The 17,455-nt window shown below is 45.1% G+C and carries 18 protein-coding genes; 12 read left to right on the top strand and 6 right to left on the bottom strand.

Going from position 1 to position 17,455, the window contains the following annotated elements; genetic code table 11:
- The first annotated feature begins 394 nt into the window (after positions 1-394).
- From GWR56_RS08110 to GWR56_RS08080, 7 genes are all read left to right on the top strand, one after another.
- Positions 395-1,204, top strand: coding sequence for an ABC transporter permease (locus GWR56_RS08110; protein WP_162430620.1), 810 nt, complete (start codon positions 395-397; stop codon positions 1,202-1,204).
- Between the two features lie 4 nt (positions 1,205-1,208).
- Positions 1,209-1,982: an ABC transporter ATP-binding protein gene (locus tag GWR56_RS08105; protein ID WP_162430619.1), complete on the top strand. Its 774-nt coding sequence runs from the start codon at positions 1,209-1,211 to the stop codon at positions 1,980-1,982.
- A gap of 17 nt (positions 1,983-1,999) precedes the next feature.
- A complete protein-coding gene (locus GWR56_RS08100) occupies positions 2,000-2,989 on the top strand; it encodes an MlaD family protein (RefSeq protein ID WP_162430618.1) in 990 nt (329 codons plus the stop codon).
- A gap of 127 nt (positions 2,990-3,116) precedes the next feature.
- Positions 3,117-3,581, top strand: coding sequence for a hypothetical protein (locus GWR56_RS08095; RefSeq protein ID WP_162430617.1), 465 nt, complete (start codon positions 3,117-3,119; stop codon positions 3,579-3,581).
- Between the two features lie 290 nt (positions 3,582-3,871).
- Positions 3,872-4,354 (top strand): sigma-70 family RNA polymerase sigma factor, encoded by a 483-nt coding sequence (locus GWR56_RS08090; protein ID WP_162430616.1) that lies wholly within the window; start codon positions 3,872-3,874, stop codon positions 4,352-4,354.
- Complete coding sequence (locus GWR56_RS08085) at positions 4,351-4,848, top strand: hypothetical protein (protein ID WP_162430615.1); 498 nt, start codon at positions 4,351-4,353, stop codon at positions 4,846-4,848. Before GWR56_RS08090 ends, GWR56_RS08085 begins: the two co-directional genes overlap by 4 nt.
- Positions 4,849-4,958: 110 nt before the next feature.
- Complete coding sequence (locus tag GWR56_RS08080) at positions 4,959-5,114, top strand: hypothetical protein (protein ID WP_162430614.1); 156 nt, start codon at positions 4,959-4,961, stop codon at positions 5,112-5,114.
- Here GWR56_RS08080 and GWR56_RS08075 read toward each other — a convergent pair.
- The gene (locus GWR56_RS08075; protein WP_162430613.1) at positions 5,107-6,645 is read right to left on the bottom strand and encodes an alpha-N-arabinofuranosidase; all 1,539 of its coding nucleotides are present in this window, start codon (positions 6,643-6,645) and stop codon (positions 5,107-5,109) included. The two genes, GWR56_RS08080 and GWR56_RS08075, sit on opposite strands and share 8 nt — an antisense overlap.
- A 255-nt stretch (positions 6,646-6,900) precedes the next feature.
- Between GWR56_RS08075 and GWR56_RS08070 the strand changes: the two genes are divergently transcribed.
- The 4 genes from GWR56_RS08070 (at position 6,901) to GWR56_RS08055 (ending at position 10,034) form a co-directional block, all read left to right on the top strand.
- A complete protein-coding gene (locus GWR56_RS08070; RefSeq protein WP_162430612.1) occupies positions 6,901-8,208 on the top strand; it encodes a gluconate:H+ symporter in 1,308 nt (435 codons plus the stop codon).
- Position 8,209: 1 nt separating this feature from the next.
- Positions 8,210-9,007: an alpha/beta fold hydrolase gene (locus GWR56_RS08065; RefSeq protein ID WP_162430611.1), complete on the top strand. Its 798-nt coding sequence runs from the start codon at positions 8,210-8,212 to the stop codon at positions 9,005-9,007.
- A gap of 83 nt (positions 9,008-9,090) precedes the next feature.
- Positions 9,091-9,411, top strand: a complete 321-nt coding sequence (locus GWR56_RS08060; RefSeq protein WP_162430610.1) for a hypothetical protein — start codon at positions 9,091-9,093, stop codon at positions 9,409-9,411.
- Between the two features lie 263 nt (positions 9,412-9,674).
- Positions 9,675-10,034: a response regulator gene (locus GWR56_RS08055; protein WP_162430609.1), complete on the top strand. Its 360-nt coding sequence runs from the start codon at positions 9,675-9,677 to the stop codon at positions 10,032-10,034.
- Positions 10,035-10,121: 87 nt separating this feature from the next.
- On the opposite strand, the gene GWR56_RS08050 is transcribed toward GWR56_RS08055, so the two are convergent.
- The 3 genes from GWR56_RS08050 to ispG form a co-directional block, all read right to left on the bottom strand.
- Positions 10,122-10,292 (bottom strand): hypothetical protein, encoded by a 171-nt coding sequence (locus GWR56_RS08050; protein ID WP_162430608.1) that lies wholly within the window; start codon positions 10,290-10,292, stop codon positions 10,122-10,124.
- Positions 10,293-10,308: 16 nt separating this feature from the next.
- Positions 10,309-12,216: a molecular chaperone DnaK gene (gene dnaK / locus GWR56_RS08045; protein ID WP_162430607.1), complete on the bottom strand. Its 1,908-nt coding sequence runs from the start codon at positions 12,214-12,216 to the stop codon at positions 10,309-10,311.
- Positions 12,217-12,499: 283 nt separating this feature from the next.
- The gene (gene ispG, locus GWR56_RS08040) at positions 12,500-14,527 is read right to left on the bottom strand and encodes a (E)-4-hydroxy-3-methylbut-2-enyl-diphosphate synthase (RefSeq protein WP_162430606.1); all 2,028 of its coding nucleotides are present in this window, start codon (positions 14,525-14,527) and stop codon (positions 12,500-12,502) included.
- Between the two features lie 240 nt (positions 14,528-14,767).
- On the opposite strand from ispG, the gene GWR56_RS08035 reads away from it, so the two are divergent.
- Positions 14,768-15,589 (top strand): hypothetical protein, encoded by an 822-nt coding sequence (locus GWR56_RS08035; RefSeq protein ID WP_162430605.1) that lies wholly within the window; start codon positions 14,768-14,770, stop codon positions 15,587-15,589.
- 1 nt (position 15,590) lies between these two features.
- On the opposite strand, the gene GWR56_RS08030 is transcribed toward GWR56_RS08035, so the two are convergent.
- The gene (locus GWR56_RS08030) at positions 15,591-16,448 is read right to left on the bottom strand and encodes an NAD(P)-dependent oxidoreductase (protein ID WP_162430604.1); all 858 of its coding nucleotides are present in this window, start codon (positions 16,446-16,448) and stop codon (positions 15,591-15,593) included.
- A 3-nt stretch (positions 16,449-16,451) separates the two neighbouring features.
- Positions 16,452-17,453 carry a phosphotransferase gene (locus tag GWR56_RS08025; RefSeq protein WP_162430603.1) on the bottom strand — a complete coding sequence of 334 codons (1,002 nt, stop codon included), beginning with the start codon at positions 17,451-17,453 and terminating at the stop codon, positions 16,452-16,454.
- Positions 17,454-17,455: the final 2 nt, after the last annotated feature.

The raw sequence follows: 17,455 nt of genomic DNA, 5'->3' as shown, positions 1-17,455 counted from the left end.
GTATTTCCTTCTCGCCTTCACGGTATAATAAATGGTGTATCATAATGCCGCAGCGTACAATACAATGGTTTAATTGGTAGTTGCAATATAAGTGGTGAATCAAAAGTACCCAAATTAAAAAGTACACTATAATACTATTTTTACATTTCTTGATAGCCGCTTAACAACGACTATGATGTAAAACGCCTGTTTCTAAAGTACATACGCAGATATGCGGACTTTTGACATGATACTTTTATGCCAAACCTTACAAACCTTACAAGGCTTTTGAAAAACGTTTAAAAAGTTTTCGTAAGGGCTTTGGCAATTTATTACATTTCGGTGAACATCTTTTAAAACAATTTGGGCTGTAGGTTTATCTATATCTTACTTTAGTTATACCTTTGCCAAATTAATGGATAGCGTAGATAATTCAACCAGGCCCGCCCAATCGCGTATCAAAAAAACGCAGAACAAACTGGCTGCTTTTTTTTTAATGCTGCACAGGGTGTATGCTTTTGTGATGCGTTTTTTTAAAGAAGTGCTTGTGCCCCCTTACGAATTTAAAGAGGTGGTGCGCCAATGTTACGAAACGGGGGTACGGTCATTCACATTGATAACGTTAACCGGTTTTATTGTCGGAGTTATATTTACCAAACAAAGCCGCCCGTCGCTCACCGACTTTGGAGCGACATCCTGGCTGCCTTCGCTGGTGTCTATCGCCATCATGAAAGCGCTTGCACCGTTGGTTACCGCGCTTATTGCGGCCGGCAAGGTGGGTTCAAGCATTGGTGCCGAGTTGGGATCTATGCGGGTTACCGAGCAGATAGATGCCATGGAAGTATCGGGCACCAAGCCGTTTAAGTTTTTGGTATGCACGCGTGTTATAGCCACTACCATTACTATACCCCTGTTAGCTACATATACCGCTTTTATTGCCTTAATAGGCGGGTATTTGAACGTAAGCCAAAACGAGGGCACCAGTTACAGCGTTTTTATGCAGCAGGCTTTCGAGCCTTTAACCTTTATCGATTTCTGGGCGTCGCTTAGTAAGGCCATTATTTTTGGTTTTACCATCGGCATAGTAGGCTGCTATCAGGGTTATAACTCTACAAAAGGCACCGAAGGTGTTGGTAAGGCAGCTAACGGCGCGGTTGTTACCGCCATGTTTTTGGTGTTTATAGAAGAAGTTTTAATTGTACAGATAGCCGGTTGGTTCCGCTAATATAATGAAGAAGGAAAAGGCACATATCGATAAGAATAACACGGTCATCAAGATCAGGGGGGTTGAAAAATCTTTTGCGGATTATGATGTGCTGCGCGGCATCGACCTTGACCTTTACCAGGGCGAGAACCTGGTGGTGCTGGGGCGTTCGGGCACGGGTAAATCGGTATTAATTAAACTCATATCGGGTTTGTTAACCCCCGACGCGGGCACAATTGAGGTTTTGGGTAACGAGGTTACCACCATATCGCAACACGCGCTGGAAGAGCTGCGCATACGCATAGGATTCTCTTTTCAAAACAGTGCGCTATATGACAGCATGACCGTGCGCAAAAACCTCGAGTTCCCGCTGGTGCGCAATCGTAAAGGCATCACCCGTAAAGAAATAAACACCGCTGTTGAAACAGTGCTTGATGCCGTGGGGCTTTCGCAAACTATCAACCAGATGCCGGCAGAATTATCGGGCGGGCAGCGCAAACGCATTGGTATTGCCCGTACGCTGATCCTGAACCCCGAAATAATGCTTTATGACGAACCCACAGCCGGGCTGGACCCAATTACCTGTATCGAGATAAACGACCTGATCAATGAGGTGCAGCAACGGTATCATACTTCCTCCATCATTATTACGCATGACCTTACCTGCGCTAAAATGACCGGCGACCGTATCGCGATGCTTTTAGACGGAAAGTTTCAGCGGGTTGGAACTTTTGACGAGGTGTTTGCCACTAAAGACGAGCGGGTAAAACCATTTTATGATTATAATTTTGTACAATAGATATTAGTACCCCATATATGGATACAGCAGAAAATAAAAGATCAATAATAGTAGGCGTTTTCGTCCTGCTTGGCGTGGCCGTGTTTGTAATTGGCGTGCTTACCCTTGGCGGGCAGCAAAAAACATTTGTAAAAAGCATACATATCAGCTCGATATTTAACGATGTATCGGGCTTGAAAAAGGGCAACAACGTTTGGTTCTCGGGCGTTAAAGTGGGCACCATTAAAAACATAAACTTTACAGGTCCGGGCCAGGTTGATGTGGTCATGAGCATTGACGCCAGCACACAGCAATATATCCACCGCAATGCGGGCGTGCGCATAAGCAGCGATGGCTTAATAGGTAACAAAATAATCGTAATAGATGGCGGTTCGCCACAGGCACCTGCTGTACAGGATGGCGACGTATTGCAATCGGAGAAATTGTTATCAACCGACGATGTAATGAAAACCTTGCAGCAAAATAACCAAAACCTGCTGGCCATTACTACCGATTTTAAGCAGCTGAGTAAACAGATACTGGCCGGAAAAGGTACTGTAGGCACTTTATTGGCCGATAGCAGCATGGGTATGCAGTTGAGGCAAACCATGCGCAACCTGCAGGCAGCCACACAAAACGCGGCCAAAATGTCGGCGCAGTTAAACAACTTTAGCAATAAAATGAACACTAAGGGTGGTTTTGCTGATAATGTGCTTACCGATACAGTCACCTTTAACCGCATACGCGCATCAGTTACACGCTTAAAAGAGGCGGCGGATAATGCAACCATCTTAACTGATAACCTTAATAAAGCCAGTAACAAGCTAAACACTACCGATAATGCTATCGGTGTTTTATTGAACGACCCTAAAGCGGCGGTAAAAGTGCAAAGTACTTTAGATTATTTGCACCAAAGCTCGGTTAAACTTAACGACGACCTTGAAGCTGTACAGCATAGCTTCCTGCTTAAAGGCTTCTTCAAGAAAAAAGACAAAGCGAAGCAGGATAGTATCAAGAAAGCAATGTAAAACAAAAAAGCGATGTGAAAACACCGCTTTTTTGTTTACCGTGGCAATTGGTTTAAACGCCCACTACTTGTTAAACCAAACCATCTGAGCTTTTCGCTGTTCCTTCAAAACATCAACAGGAACAGACATGGGCAATTACAGGAAACCGGTTTGGCAAACATTAGGGTTAGGGGCGGTGGCCGGTGTGCGGGCAAGCGCAGCACCTGCAATAGCCAATTATTATAGTAACGGGTATTATTCCAGTCCGTTAAAAATTGTGCGCTTTGCGCAATCGCCCATAACCAGTTTAGCCACATCGCTATTCTCTGCGGTAGAGAGAGAAAGAAACCGATCAGGCAAAAGGACTAAAGATATACGACAATTAGGTCTTCACATTGCTTCGGGCGCTTTTGCAGGAGCGGCTATCTTTAAGAAAAACAAGCAAAGCATGTTCAAAGGAATGCTGATTGGCGGGGCAGCCGCGCTAATAACCGGCGTTGCGGGCTTTTACCTGCGTAGGCACGCCAATAAACTTCCGGACACGGCCGGCCAGTTTGCGGGAGCTTTTCAAGATGCGTTTGCATACAGCACCGGTATTGCCTTGGTGAAATAGTTACTCAGTTAACTTGGGTGGCTGCCTTTTATCAGGAGGCAATGCCTGGTATTTTCTGAAGCAGGTATTCAGGTAGCCGGGCAAGCTAAAGTCATCCGCGTTAACTACTATGCAAACCTTACAATTTATGACCCACCCGATGACTGATTTAACTTAAATTAACATTTAACCGCAGCACAAATATTCTTTAAAGGAGTATAAAATAAATCTGTTAAAGAAATTTTTTTAACCAAGTGTTTTTTAATTAGATTTAAAGCGTATTATAAGCCCTAACAAAACATTGATTAAACTTGAAACAGCAGGTACCCCAATCTGAAACTTCATTACCTGTAATAAAGCAACTTAAACATAGTTTATATACTAACTATGCAGCCATGCTATTAGGCTTTTTACAGGAGGCTATAAATGACCCGGCGGCGGCCGAACGGTACCTGATTGAAGTTTTTAACGATTTACAGCCGTCAGATATAGAACACATTACGGCTCCCGGTGCAAATCCTTTTTGCCGGTTACAGTTATTTACCCGCAAAAAGCTTGCATATATTCATGGAACCGACGGTTTTAAAAGTAACGGTAAGCCCGGTGTTGCTACAACCCTCACCGGCAACAAATTGGTTAATATGATGAGCACAGAGCAGCAGCATGTTTTTTGCGGCGTATACTATCAAGGTAAATCCATATCTGCCCTCGCTACTGAATTAAATATGCCTGTAGCAACTGTACGACAATTATTTAAGGATTCGATCACCCTAATCAGAAATAAACCGCTATGATACAAGAGTATATAAATAGCGGCATATTAGAAGCATATGTAATGGGCTCGGCTTCACCCGAAGAGGTAGACGAACTGTTACATATGAAAGCCGAATACCCTGAGGTGAGCGCTGCCCTGCACGACCTGGAAACTGATATGGAACGTATTGCCAGGCACATGGCAGTTACACCACCTCACTGCACCTGGGACAAGATAGCAGACCATATTGATGAGCTGATGCGCCAGAGCAGCCAGCCCGCTCAGCTTATTGATTTACAGGAAGATAAGTATAAAAATTTCGGCAGGCGCGATAGCGGCGGCCCGCAGTACATTGAGGTGGAAGCCGAATCGAACCACATGAAGGTTCATAAGGTATGGAAGACCATTTTTATAGGGGTATTTATACTTGGCAAGATCTTTTTGGCCTGCGCCATTTATTTTTACCTGGAAAACCGGCAGGCCCAGCAGCAGCTAAAAGATTTGAAGATCGAGTTGCGGCAACTCAAAAAATGATCGCTTTTTTCAGAAAATTCTTGAAATTTTTAAACTTTTTTGCGGGTTAATTTGAAGTTTTATAAACTTTTTACAGAGCCATAAGTTTTATAAAGGAGGAAGCATGAATCATGGAAACTTCACCCAAAAAAACAACACCGTCAAAAAAGGAAACCGCACCCTCTACCGGGGATAAGGAATTGAAAACCGATTTCCCGATGAGTGAAAAGGACGAGGTTAAAAAGGCTGAGCAGCGTACAAATAAACCGGTAAAAAAAACTACTTAAGCTCCAGCATTACTACCGACTTTGCCGGAAGCGTTATCGACAAATTATCTCCATCTTTTTTTGCCCCTGCGAAATTACGTATCAATAATTTTGAGGGCTGCTGAAACGTGTTTATATCCGTGATATTTTCCGAAGTTAAAATTTGACCGCTAACGGTTACCCACTTCATATCCGTTAGCTTTGCGGTTACTGTTACCGTTTTGTTCATATCTAAATTAACCAGCGAAATATGCGTCCGGCCGCTCGCGTCCTGCGATGCAGATACGTTAACCGCCGGGATGGTTTTGCCCCCAACCGTATAATCGGGCGATTGCAGCTTAATGGGTAAGTATTTGCCATCCTGGTGCACTTTATACATATCAAATACATGATAAGTTGGGGTAAGCAGCATTTTGGCTTTATCAGTAAGTATCAGGGCTTGCAATACATTTACCGTTTGGGCCAGTTCGGCCATTTTGATGCGGTCGCAATGGTTGTTAAATATATTTAGCGTGGTAGCAGCTATGAGCGCGTCGCGCAGGCTGTTTTGCTGATACAAAAAGCCCGGATTGGTATTAGGTTCCGGATCCGTCCACACACCCCACTCGTCAACTACCAGGGCCACCCGTTTTTCCGGGTCATACCTATCCATAATTGCCGAATGCTTGTTTACCAGTTCCTCCATTTTAAGGCAGTTTAGCATGGTATTAAAATATTCGGCTTCAGTAAATTTAGTGGCCGAGCCTTTTTTGTTCCAGTTACCGGTGGGTATGGTATAGTAATGCAACGATAAGCCCCACATCGTACCCAATGGGATCTTTTTCATGCATACTTCCGTCCAGTTATAATCGTCGGCATTGGCGCCGCTGGCTATCTTTTTCAATGGCGAACCAGGATAATCCTTAGCGTATGCCGCGTACCTTTTAAACTGATCCGTATAAAATTCAGGGGTCATCGATCCGCCACACCCCCAGCTTTCGTTCCCTACGCCCCAAAAGCTTACTTTGTAAGGCTCGGGGTGGCCGTTGCGGGCGCGTAGCTGCGCCACGGTACTTTTGCTGTCAGAGTTAAGGTACTCTATCCATTTCGACATTTCTTCTACTGTGCCGCTGCCAACATTACCGGCTATGTACGGTTCGCAATTCAGCAGCTTGCACAAGGCTAAAAACTCATGTGTCCCAAAGCTGTTGTCTTCGGTGACGCCGCCCCAGTTGGTATTAACCATTTTAGGCCGTTGCTCGCGCGGGCCAATACCGTCGCGCCAATGGTACTCGTCAGCAAAACAACCACCCGGCCACCTTAGGTTCGGGATATTTATCTTTTTTAATGCGTTAACCACATCCAGACGGATACGGTCTTGCTTTTTAACCGGCAAGCTTTTGTCTACCCAAAAACCACCATAAATACCCCGGCCTAAATGTTCGGCAAACTGGCCGTAAATATGCCGGCTGATGGTTTGCCCGTTGTTATTTGCTATAGTTACGCTGGCAGTGCTTTGTGCAACAACTGCCGACTGATAAAACACAAATAGTACAAGTAAAAGATTTTTCATACTGGTTATAGCTGTAGCTGGTACATTCATAAACTTAGCGTTTTTTATGCAAAAATCAATAAGGCTCCCATCAGTAACGGCGAGGCTTATCTACACCAGGCAACGGGCATTTTTTAAAGCGCTTAATAAAGGGCAGCATTCAAAGTATTTACCTATTTTTAAGTACTATACGCCCTTTTAATATAATGTTGTTACATTAGTTGCGCCGGTTTCTGCGGTAGGCAATTCAATTATAAACCTCTGAATATATAAACCATGCTGGTTATACTGTTTTGTATAGTACTGCTCATCCTTTTAGTTAGCTGGGCCAGGCTAAACCCGTTCCTCGCCTTTTTGCTGGTATCCATAGTTGCCGGTTTAATGTTAGGCATCCCCATTAATAAGGTTACCGCATCAGTGCAAAAGGGCATGGGCGATATACTGGGCGGCCTGCTTATTATTATTTGCCTGGGCGCTATGCTGGGTAAACTGGTTGCTGCAAGCGGCGCCGCCCAAAAAATAGCCGAGGTTTTGGTTAACGCCGTGGGGCAAAAATATATACAATGGGCCCTGGTGGTGGCGGGTTTTATTATCGGCATTCCGTTGTTTTACGGCATTGGCTTTGTGCTGATGGTGCCGCTTATATTTTCGGTAGTATACAAATACAAATTGCCCGCGGTTTTCATAGGCCTGCCCATGATAGCCTCGTTATCAGTTACCCATGGCTTTTTGCCTCCGCACCCTTCGCCGTCGGCATTGGTAGTGCTGTTTCATGCAAACATGGCTACCACGTTTGTGTACGGACTGCTTATTGCTATCCCCGCGATCATCCTTGCGGGTCCGGTATTCGCCCAGTTCCTGAAAAAGATCCCGTCCGAGCCGCTGGCTACCTTCCGCGCCGAAGAAATGCCTGCCGATAAACTGCCCAGCGGCTTTATCAGTTTTTTTACCGCCCTGCTGCCCGTAATGCTCCTGATGCTTACCGCGTTTTTTCCATACATGGGTGTTAAGGATCAGAAAATACTGAATGCTATGGCCTTTTTAGGCGACCCATCCATCGTTATGCTGATAGCCCTTATTGTGGCTACCTATACGCTTGGCATAAAACAAGGCCGCAGCATGAGCGCTATTGCCGTTAATTTTACCGATGCTGTTAAAGATATCGCCCTTATCCTGCTTATTATAGCCGGCTCGGGCGCGTTTAAAGAGGTGCTTACCACCAGCGGTGTAAGTAACCAGATAGCCGATAGCCTTAAAAGCTTTAATATGCCGCCGCTGGTTTTAGGGTGGGTAATAGCCGCTATAATCCGCATCAGCCTGGGTTCGGCTACCGTAGCAGGGTTAACCGCCGCCGGCATTGTTGCCAGCCTGGTTGTTACCGAGCATGTAAACCCTAACCTTATGGTGCTGTCTATCGGCGCGGGCAGCCTGGCATTCTCGCATGTTAACGATTCGGGGTTCTGGCTGTTTAAAGAGTATTTTAACCTGAGCATAAAAGATACCTTCCGCTCGTGGTCGGTAATGGAAAGCCTGGTATCTGTTATTGGTTTGGCCGGGGTGCTTATCATTAACTTATTTGTATAACATGAAAAAGCTATTATTATCATCAATTATCGCCCTTTGCTGCAGCTTAACCCTTTATGCGCAGCAGCCCGAAGGCAAATTCTTTACATCGTTTGATGGCACAAAAATTTACTACGAGGTAAAGGGAGATGGCTACCCGGTGATATTGGTGCATGGGTTTACCGGCACCAGCCAGGGATGGAAGCATGGCAGCCTGTACACTGCCCTGCTCCAGGATGGTTACAAGGTGGTTATACTGGACCAAAGGGGTAACGGTTTGTCTGATAAGCCCCACACCGATGCCGGTTATGCCAATGATGCCGAGGCAAAAGATATAATGGCGCTGGCTACCAGCCTGGGCTTTAAAAAGTATGCCGTGGTGGGTTACTCGCGCGGTTCTATTATCACTTCGCGGTTGATGGTGCTTGATAAACGTGTAGATAAAGCTGTTATGGGCGGCATGGGTGCCGATTATACCAACCCGGCGTGGCCAAGAAGGATACATGCCTACCAAGCCCTGATGGGTGATACAACCATACATGATGTGGATGACATGATGGTATGGATACGTAAAAACAATTTTGATACCCTGGCGCTGGCCTTTCAGCAAAAACACCAGCCCAGCACCAGCAAACAGGAGCTTGCAAAAGTTAAAATACCCGTACTGCTTATTGATGGCACAGAAGATAATACGAACGGCGATGTAAGCATCCTGCAAAAAATGATACCGCGATCAAAAATAGTGAGCGTACCCGGAAACCATAATAATGCAGCCAATACTATACAATTCGCATCGGCTATCATTAATTTCCTCAAATAAAAGTTTGTTAAATAAGCTTAAAAATAGCCTTTAAATAATCGGCGTACTATTTGCTTTGCATACATACAAAAGCAAATACTACAATGAAAAAGTTATTAATATACGGCGGCCTGCTACTTTCGTTAACTACCACGGTAAGTTTTAACGTGCAGGCGCAGGAGAAAAAAGGCATAAGTAAACAAGGTAAAGGTGCAATAATTGGAGGCGCAGGTGGCGCTGTTGCCGGCGCGCTGATAGGTAAAAGCGTTGGCGGCGCGGTTATCGGCGGCGCCATTGGCGCCGGCGGAGGTTACATTATTGGTAACGAAGCCCGCAGGCGGGAACAGAAGAGGAAGCATGCGGCCTGGCTGGAACGCCGGCGCGCCTGGAAACGCGCCCACCCCGGTAAACCTTACCCATATTAATTAAACAACAAACCCGCATCAGCGGGTTTGTTGTTTATAAGGTATGCCGATTCTGATCCTGGCAGGCCGTATAACAACATTGATACATTTTTATGCGTATTAAGCAATAATATTTCATACTAACAAATATATTTGTGGTATCTTTGAGAGATAGCCTGTTCATGATATCTTAAACATACACAGCCCATCCGATACCGTATTACGTCATTTTTTTATGGCATAGATACCATTTTCAGATATTTTTAGTTTATTTATTATCATTTATGGTAAAGCGCATTTTAGTATTGGATGACAACCAGGATATCCTCGACATTGTCCATGAAACACTCACCTACGAAAATTTTGAGGTGAAAAGCACAGGCGAAAGCAAAAATGTTATGCCGCTGCTGGAGGATTTTAACCCCAACCTGGTTATACTGGACTACCGCGTGGCGGGCACTAACGGCGGCGAGCTATGCCGCAACATAAAAGCGCACCCTAAATTCAGCGATGTGCCGGTAATTATATTTTCGGCTTACGTTAACCGCGAGGCCGACCTGTATGCCTACGGTTGCGATGCCATCATTAATAAGCCATTTGATTTAACGGAGCTGGTTGAGAAGGTGAATAATTTGATCGCGTAGATTTGGAAAAGATCAAGAACAAAAGATAAGACTTGCGTACGAGAAAAGCCAGCACAATTGTGCTGGCTTTTCTTTTATCCCTTCGCGTTATTGCAAGCGTAGCCTGGCTATCCCCTCGGCTACAAGCATGTCGAAGATTGCCGCGTCGCTATCGTTCCTCGCAAGGACGAGTGACCAAACCAGTTCGTTATTGCCACGTACGAAGCAATGAAGGTTATTTAAACAAAAAAAGGCCCCTATTTTTAGGGGCCTTTTCATTATATATATCGGGTAATTATTTTACCTCTTCAAAATCTACATCTGTTACGTTATCGGCGCCGCCTTCGGGTTGGCCGCCACCGGCCTGACCTGCGTCGGCACCGGGTTGCTGACCTGCCTCGGCAGACGCTTTGTACATATCTTCAGATGCAGCGGTCCACGCGGCGTTCAGTTCTTCCTGTGCGGGCTCAATAGCTGCAAGGTCTTTAGCCGAGTAAGCTGTTTTCAATTTCTCAAGGCCGGCTTCGATAGCGCCTTTTTTATCGGCAGGTATCTTGTCACCGTACTCTTTCAATTGTTTTTCGGTGCTGAAGATCAGGGCATCAGCAGAGTTCAGTTTTTCAACCTCTTCTTTTGCTTTTCTGTCGGCATCAGCGTTTGCTTCGGCCTCATCCTTCATCTTTTTGATCTCGGCATCGGTTAAGCCTGATGACGCTTCGATACGGATCTTCTGCTCTTTGCCGGTAGCTTTATCTTTTGCCGATACATGTAATATACCATTGGCATCGATATCAAAGGTTACCTCGATCTGAGGCACGCCGCGAGGCGCAGGTGGTATACCATCCAGGTGGAAACGGCCTATGGTACGGTTACCCGATGCCATTGGGCGCTCGCCCTGTAATATATGTATCTCAACTGATGGCTGGCTATCGCTGGCGGTTGAGAAAGTTTCTGATTTTTTGGTTGGGATAGTTGTGTTCGACTCGATCAGTTTGGTCATTACACCACCCATAGTTTCGATACCTAATGAAAGCGGGGTAACATCTAACAGCAACACATCTTTAACTTCGCCGGTTAATACACCACCTTGTATAGCTGCACCAATGGCAACAACTTCATCAGGGTTAACACCTTTTGAAGGCGCTTTACCGAAGAATTTTTGTACTGCATCCTGTATTGCAGGTATACGGGTTGAACCGCCCACCAGTATGATCTCGTCGATATCAGAAGTGCTGTACCCTGCATTTTTCAATGCAGTTTTACAAGGCTCGATAGTACGTTTGATCAGGCTGTCGGCCAGTTGCTCAAATTTTGCGCGGCTCAAAGTTTTAACCAGGTGTTTTGGGCCTTCGGCACCTGCTGTAATATAGGGCAGGTTAATTTCGGTTTGTGTAGAGCTTGATAACTCGATCTTCGCTTTTTCGGCCGATTCTTTTAAGCGTTGTAAAGCCATTGGGTCTTTACGCAGGTCAACACCTTCGTCGCTCTTAAACTCATCAGCCATCCAGTCGATAATTACCTGGTCAAAGTCGTCACCACCAAGGTGGGTATCACCATCGGTTGATTTTACTTCGAACACGCCGTCGCCTAACTCCAGTACAGATACGTCATGCGTACCGCCACCGCAGTCAAACACCACAATTTTCATATCCTTGTGTGCTTTGTCTAAGCCGTAGGCAAGCGCAGCAGCAGTAGGCTCGTTTATAATACGGCGAACTTTTAAACCCGCGATCTCGCCGGCTTCTTTTGTTGCCTGGCGCTGTGCATCGTTAAAATAAGCCGGAACGGTAATAACCGCTTCGGTAACTTCGGTACCCAAAAAGTCTTCGGCGGTTTTCTTCATTTTCTGAAGGATCATTGCCGAAATTTCTTGAGGGGTATATTTACGGTCGCCAATTTCAACACGCGGTGTGTTATTGTCGCCCTTAACAACTTTGTATGGCACACGGCCAACTTCGTTGGTAACCTCGTTAAACTGGTTACCCATAAAGCGTTTTATAGAATAGATGGTTTTTGTAGGGTTTGTGATGGCCTGGCGCTTTGCAGGGTCGCCCACTTTACGCTCGCCATCGTTAACAAAAGCTACAACGGATGGCGTAGTACGTTTTCCCTCGCTGTTAGCAATAACTACAGGTTCGTTACCTTCCATTACTGCTACGCAGGAGTTTGTTGTTCCTAAGTCAATTCCAATTATTTTAGACATATTATGATTTGTTTTTTCTTGATGATTAAATGCTTACACGCTTATTTATCAATGCCTGTGCCAATATGTATTTGGCAGAAAAAATAGCGGATAGGTGTCAGTTAGCTTACAAACAGTCAGTATGGGTTACTTTACGGTGACATGATGGCAGAAATAGGAGATCAGTTAGAGAAGCCCGTCACGCAAGTGGTCTGTAGCGTTATATTGCAAATTGATTTTGCGTGATGAACAAGACCCCTCTCCCCTTAATCGCACGCACTACATCACAATAGCGCGTGGTGTTCTACTCTGCAGGCTCTATCCAGTTGCCGTCCTCTTTAATAATGCCGATAAGCTCATCAAGCGCATTGGCAGAGTTAATATTTTTCTTTACGGCTTGCTGCCCGCGATATAGCGTTACCTTATCGGTACCCGAACCTACGTAGCCATAATCTGCGTCGGCCATTTCGCCCGGTCCGTTTACAATACAGCCCATTATGCCAATCTTCAATCCTTTTAAATGACTGGTACGGCTGCGGATCATTTGCGTGGTTACCATCAGGTCAAACAATGTTCGGCCACAGCTTGGGCATGATATATATTCTGTTTTAGAAATACGCGAACGGGTTGCCTGCAATATGCCAAACGCGGTTGAAGTAATAACGCCTGTTGCCACTTGCGGCGCATCTATCCAGATACCATCGCCAAAGCCATCGATCAGCAAAGCGCCTAAGTCGGGAGCAGCGTAAAGTTGCAAATCAGATGTGAGATCAATTTGACCATGGTCCATGGTCCATGGTCTATGGTCTGCAAAAGCATAACTCCTCTTTATGATAACCGGGATATCCAGTTCCATTTCCTGTAATTTCAAGAAAAAAGCACGCTGGTCAGCCATCCCGTGGGGCTCATCTGTTTCCAGCACAAAAACCAGCGACTTATCAAGTGGTATCAACCCGAAAGCTTCGGTATGCAGGTCGGCACTTTTAATGCGGATGAGGTTTAAAGCTGATGTGCGGTTAGCATCCGCAGCTATATATTCATGCAAAGTAAATAGCGGGTGGCAAAGTGTTTTATTGGTAAGCTTTTGCCAGGTATTGTAATTATATAGTTGCTTAAGATTACCCGGCAAAGTAAATGATGGCAAACTATCGCCCAAGTAAACAAAATCTACTGACTGCTCGGCCATGTTATACTTATCCAGTAAAGGCGAATACAGGTAACCTGCATCGTTCATTACTGCCGGGTCTTTCAAATTAGCCCGCGACAGGTCTATCACCACCCTGGGCACCATGTGCCCGCCTATAAAGGCGTTGGCTTCGTAGGTGTCGCGTTTTTTGTATTCGTATGGGGAATGTCTTAAGTCTGAAGCCTGAAGTTCTAAGTCTTGAGTCGACTTTCGACTTTCGACTTTCGACTTTTGACTTCGCTCAGTGTAGCGTTTCACTAACGCAATAGCCACCGGCGCTTCGGCTTCGGGTTCTTCGGTGAGCGACACCCGAACGGTATCGCCCAGGCCATCTTCCAGTAAAGTGCCTATCCCTACGGCAGATTTTATGCGGCCGTCCTCGCCGTCGCCGGCTTCGGTAACGCCCAGGTGCAAAGGGTAGTTCATACCTTCGGCTACCATAGTTTGCACTAATAGACGGTAAGCTTGCACCATTACCTGTGGGTTGCTGCTTTTCATGCTCACCACCAAACTGTAATAGCCAAGCGTTTCGCACATGCGGATAAACTCCATCGCGCTCTCTACCATGCCCTGCGGGGTATCGCCATAACGGCTCATAATGCGGTCGCTCAGCGACCCATGGTTGGTTCCGATACGCATGGCAGTGCCGTATTCCTTACATATTTTTACCAGGGGTGTAAATTTCTGGAAGATACGTTCCAACTCGGCCCGGTATTCCAGGTCGGTATATTCTATTTGGTCAAATTTCTTTTTATCGGCATAATTACCGGGGTTAACGCGTACTTTTTCTACTATCCGGGCGGCCACTTCGGCAGCATTGGGGGTAAAATGTATATCGGCAACCAGCGGGACGTTATAGCCGCGCATGCGCAGTTGTTTTTTTATTTCGGCAAGATTGTTTGCTTCTTTTATGCTGGGCGCGGTAATGCGCACATACTCGCAGCCGGCATTAACCATACGGATGGTTTGCTCCACAGTGCCCATGGTATCCATGGTATCGGTGGTGGTCATGCTCTGGATGCGGATAGGGTTGCTACCGCCCATTGGTATATCACCGATAGCTACCTCGCGGGTTACAAAACGCGAATAATCGGTCAGTGAGTTACAATAACGGCCTGGCAGCATCTTAACGGCATCAGCATTCATTTGCAGGGGTGAAATTAATGAAATGCAAAAATACGGATTTTGTTGTAAAGCGAATATTAATGATTGCTGTATGCTACTTTATAGTATAACTCATTTTCAAATAAGCTAAACCTTTATCACTGTGTATGTGGTATATCGACGATAGAAATTCACTACCGGATAATTTAAAACGGAACTTATTGTTTCGTACAGACAAAACTAACACCACATTTCCCTATATTGGGTTACCAATATAATTACATGAAAAGAATAGTCTGCCCCCTGCTTATACTATGTATATTTCTATCGTGCAAAAGTAAAAACGGAGATAGCGACCAGGACACTACCGCCAACGGCAGGCTCGACCAATCGCAGGCTTTACTTCATCAGTTTAAGCCGCTGATAAATGGTGTTTGGGTTAAAAAGGATTATATAAAAAAAGTTAAGAAAAGTAAATCGCCGCTGGAAGCTGTAGAACGGGGCACCGGCATTACCATTATGTATATTGATACTGCCCAGCTTAAAGGCGACAGTATAAGCGTGCCCGCCATTATTAACAACCATGAAGGCATGGATGTAACCTTAAGGTTTCAGGCAGGTAAAAACACCACCACTATTGAGCTTGGCGGTGACGAGTTAAGCTACAAAGTAAAGAATGGCGATACTACCCTTATTATCTATCATTACAATCCTAAAACCAAAGAAACGGCTACCGCGCAATATATAAAAGCCATGCAAACCATGCCAAGCGGAGGATTAGCCGACGGGATGAACTATATGATAAACCAGGCTATCCTATCTGGAATTTATGAGGGGACGGATGCCGCAGGTAAAAAGGTAAACGCCAGGTTTTATGACAACGGCAAAGTATCTGGACTGCCCGGTTTAACAACTTATTTTGTACAAAATGACCTTATTGCCGACCCGGAGCACAGCCATGACGAGATCATTTTTAACCTAAATGCACCCGGCCAGAAAGTTTATTCGTTTATTATCAATAAAAAAACATTAAGCCTGTACGATAACGCCGAACAAATAAAATCTAACAAACCGTCTTACAGTTTAAAAAAGAAGCGGGATTAATTTATTTGTCCAGATGCTTATAGATGGCTATCAGATCTTCGTCGCCAAACCTGGCGCTGGCATCTTCAAATGTCTTTAGTGCCGTTTGTCCCAACGGTGTATCGAGACCGATATCCCTTGATAACTGCAGGTCCTTAACTATATTTTTAAGCGTAAAAGCGGCTTTAAAGTTGTTGTTGACAATAGCCTCGCCTTTTAGTTTGCTATAAGGGTTGCCAATGGCAGTATTACTCAAAAGGTTCAGTAAAGTTTCGGGTTCAATGCCGTTGTTTTTTGCCAGGATAACCGCTTCGGCCAACCCCTGGGTGTAAAAGCTCAGCAGGGTGTTGATAGCTAATTTGGCCGCGTTGCCTGAGCCTACAGTGCCCACATTTGTTACCATTTTGCCAAGTTTTTCCAATATAGGTTTTACCTGTTCAAAAACGTCGGTGTCGCCCCCAGTCGTTATTACCAGTTGGGCGGTCTCGGCCTGTTTAACACTGCCAGATACCGGCGCATCAAGCAAATGGTTACCCTGTTGCCTGCACCGTTCAGCCATTTCTTTGTTAATGCCAGGCGATACGGTGCTCATGTTAATGATCACTTTATTGCTTACATCAGCCTGTAACAAACCGTTTTCGCCCTCAAATATTTCCCGGATGGCCTTATCATCGGTCACCATAATAATAACTATATCCGTTTGCTGCAGCAACTCCTTTGGGGTTGATGCCGTGGCGGCGCCCTGCTGTGTCAATCCGGCTTCTTTATCCTTATGGCGGTTATAAACCGTTATCGGATAACCTGCCTTTAACAATTGCTGCGACATGGGGTTGCCCATCAGGCCCAGGCCGATCCAACCTATCTTTGTTGTATTTGTCATGATCTAATTAACATTATTACCCTTCAGAACGTTTTCGTGGAAGTATTTTTTTACCAGCAAATTAATATAACGTTTTAAATACGTTTCGTTTAAAAACACGTTCGACCAATTATCAAACCGCTCGCACTGTATGCCCAGGTAAAAAAAATACATGCTTACCCCAAGCGCCGGTAACAGGCGCATCTCTTCGGCGCTTATTGGCGTTACGGATTGGTACCCGGTTAAAAAGCTTTTTTGCTTACCGTCGCGTTCGGCTTCAACCTTTTCGGTGCTGTGCAACTGCAAAATATAGTAAGCAATATCATAACAAAGCCAGCCATTGCCGCAAAAATCAAAATCGAACAGCGTAACGTTACCCTCTCTGGTGATGTTAAAATTATCGAACCAGATATCCATGTGCGTTACGCCTTTTCTTAATTGGTTGGTGTCGGCTCTGCTAATCTCGTTCAAAAGATATTTTTGCGTTGATACCATCCATTGCATTTCTTCGGTATCGCTTGATAAAAAACCTTTCAATTTCTCAAAAGCATCTATCAGTAAAACCTGGGGTGTATAGTTAACCCTTTGCAATTGGATATTGTGTGTTACCTGGTGTATGCGGGCCATTGTTTCGCCAACTTTAAAATGCATACTGGCATCAAAATTCAGCAGCTTTTCTCCTTCGGCAAAAGAAAACAGTACACCAAAACGTGTGCCTTCGGGCGCATTCAATTGCTGGATATATGCATCAGCCTTGTCTTTTACAGGGTAGGAAACTGAAACGCCGGCATCGCGAAGCAGATTCAACAACCTTAGTTCTTCTGTTATTTCCGTGTGTCTACGCCAGCTTAGGCTGTATAATCTAAAAACATGTTTGCTACGCCCATCTGTTAGTAAATAGCTATGATTGATGCCGGTTTTAAGCAATTTGCAGATAGCGTGCGTAGCAAAGCCATACTTATCTTGCAAAAATAAACCAATATGAGTGGCCGAAAGGATTGAACTGCTAACAGGGAAATTTCGCATGA

This window comes from Mucilaginibacter sp. 14171R-50 (assembly GCF_010093045.1).
Classification (GTDB): domain Bacteria; phylum Bacteroidota; class Bacteroidia; order Sphingobacteriales; family Sphingobacteriaceae; genus Mucilaginibacter.
The sequence above is the reverse complement of the archived record's forward strand: the minus strand, read 5'-3'. Positions and strand labels throughout refer to the sequence as shown.

Coding starts and splice junctions, on each gene's coding strand:
- GWR56_RS08070 (WP_162430612.1), top strand. CDS start 6,901: ATGCTGGTTATACTGTTTTGTATAGTACTGCTCATCCTTTTAGTTAGC.
- dnaK (WP_162430607.1), bottom strand. CDS start 12,216: ATGTCTAAAATAATTGGAATTGACTTAGGAACAACAAACTCCTGCGTA.
- GWR56_RS08035 (WP_162430605.1), top strand. CDS start 14,768: ATGAAAAGAATAGTCTGCCCCCTGCTTATACTATGTATATTTCTATCG.
- GWR56_RS08095 (WP_162430617.1), top strand. CDS start 3,117: ATGGGCAATTACAGGAAACCGGTTTGGCAAACATTAGGGTTAGGGGCG.
- GWR56_RS08030 (WP_162430604.1), bottom strand. CDS start 16,448: ATGACAAATACAACAAAGATAGGTTGGATCGGCCTGGGCCTGATGGGC.
- GWR56_RS08105 (WP_162430619.1), top strand. CDS start 1,209: ATGAAGAAGGAAAAGGCACATATCGATAAGAATAACACGGTCATCAAG.
- GWR56_RS08060 (WP_162430610.1), top strand. CDS start 9,091: ATGAAAAAGTTATTAATATACGGCGGCCTGCTACTTTCGTTAACTACC.
- GWR56_RS08080 (WP_162430614.1), top strand. CDS start 4,959: ATGGAAACTTCACCCAAAAAAACAACACCGTCAAAAAAGGAAACCGCA.
- GWR56_RS08065 (WP_162430611.1), top strand. CDS start 8,210: ATGAAAAAGCTATTATTATCATCAATTATCGCCCTTTGCTGCAGCTTA.
- GWR56_RS08050 (WP_162430608.1), bottom strand. CDS start 10,292: ATGAAAAGGCCCCTAAAAATAGGGGCCTTTTTTTGTTTAAATAACCTT.
- ispG (WP_162430606.1), bottom strand. CDS start 14,527: ATGAATGCTGATGCCGTTAAGATGCTGCCAGGCCGTTATTGTAACTCA.
- GWR56_RS08055 (WP_162430609.1), top strand. CDS start 9,675: ATGGTAAAGCGCATTTTAGTATTGGATGACAACCAGGATATCCTCGAC.
- GWR56_RS08025 (WP_162430603.1), bottom strand. CDS start 17,453: ATGCGAAATTTCCCTGTTAGCAGTTCAATCCTTTCGGCCACTCATATT.
- GWR56_RS08110 (WP_162430620.1), top strand. CDS start 395: ATGGATAGCGTAGATAATTCAACCAGGCCCGCCCAATCGCGTATCAAA.
- GWR56_RS08100 (WP_162430618.1), top strand. CDS start 2,000: ATGGATACAGCAGAAAATAAAAGATCAATAATAGTAGGCGTTTTCGTC.
- GWR56_RS08075 (WP_162430613.1), bottom strand. CDS start 6,645: ATGAAAAATCTTTTACTTGTACTATTTGTGTTTTATCAGTCGGCAGTT.
- GWR56_RS08085 (WP_162430615.1), top strand. CDS start 4,351: ATGATACAAGAGTATATAAATAGCGGCATATTAGAAGCATATGTAATG.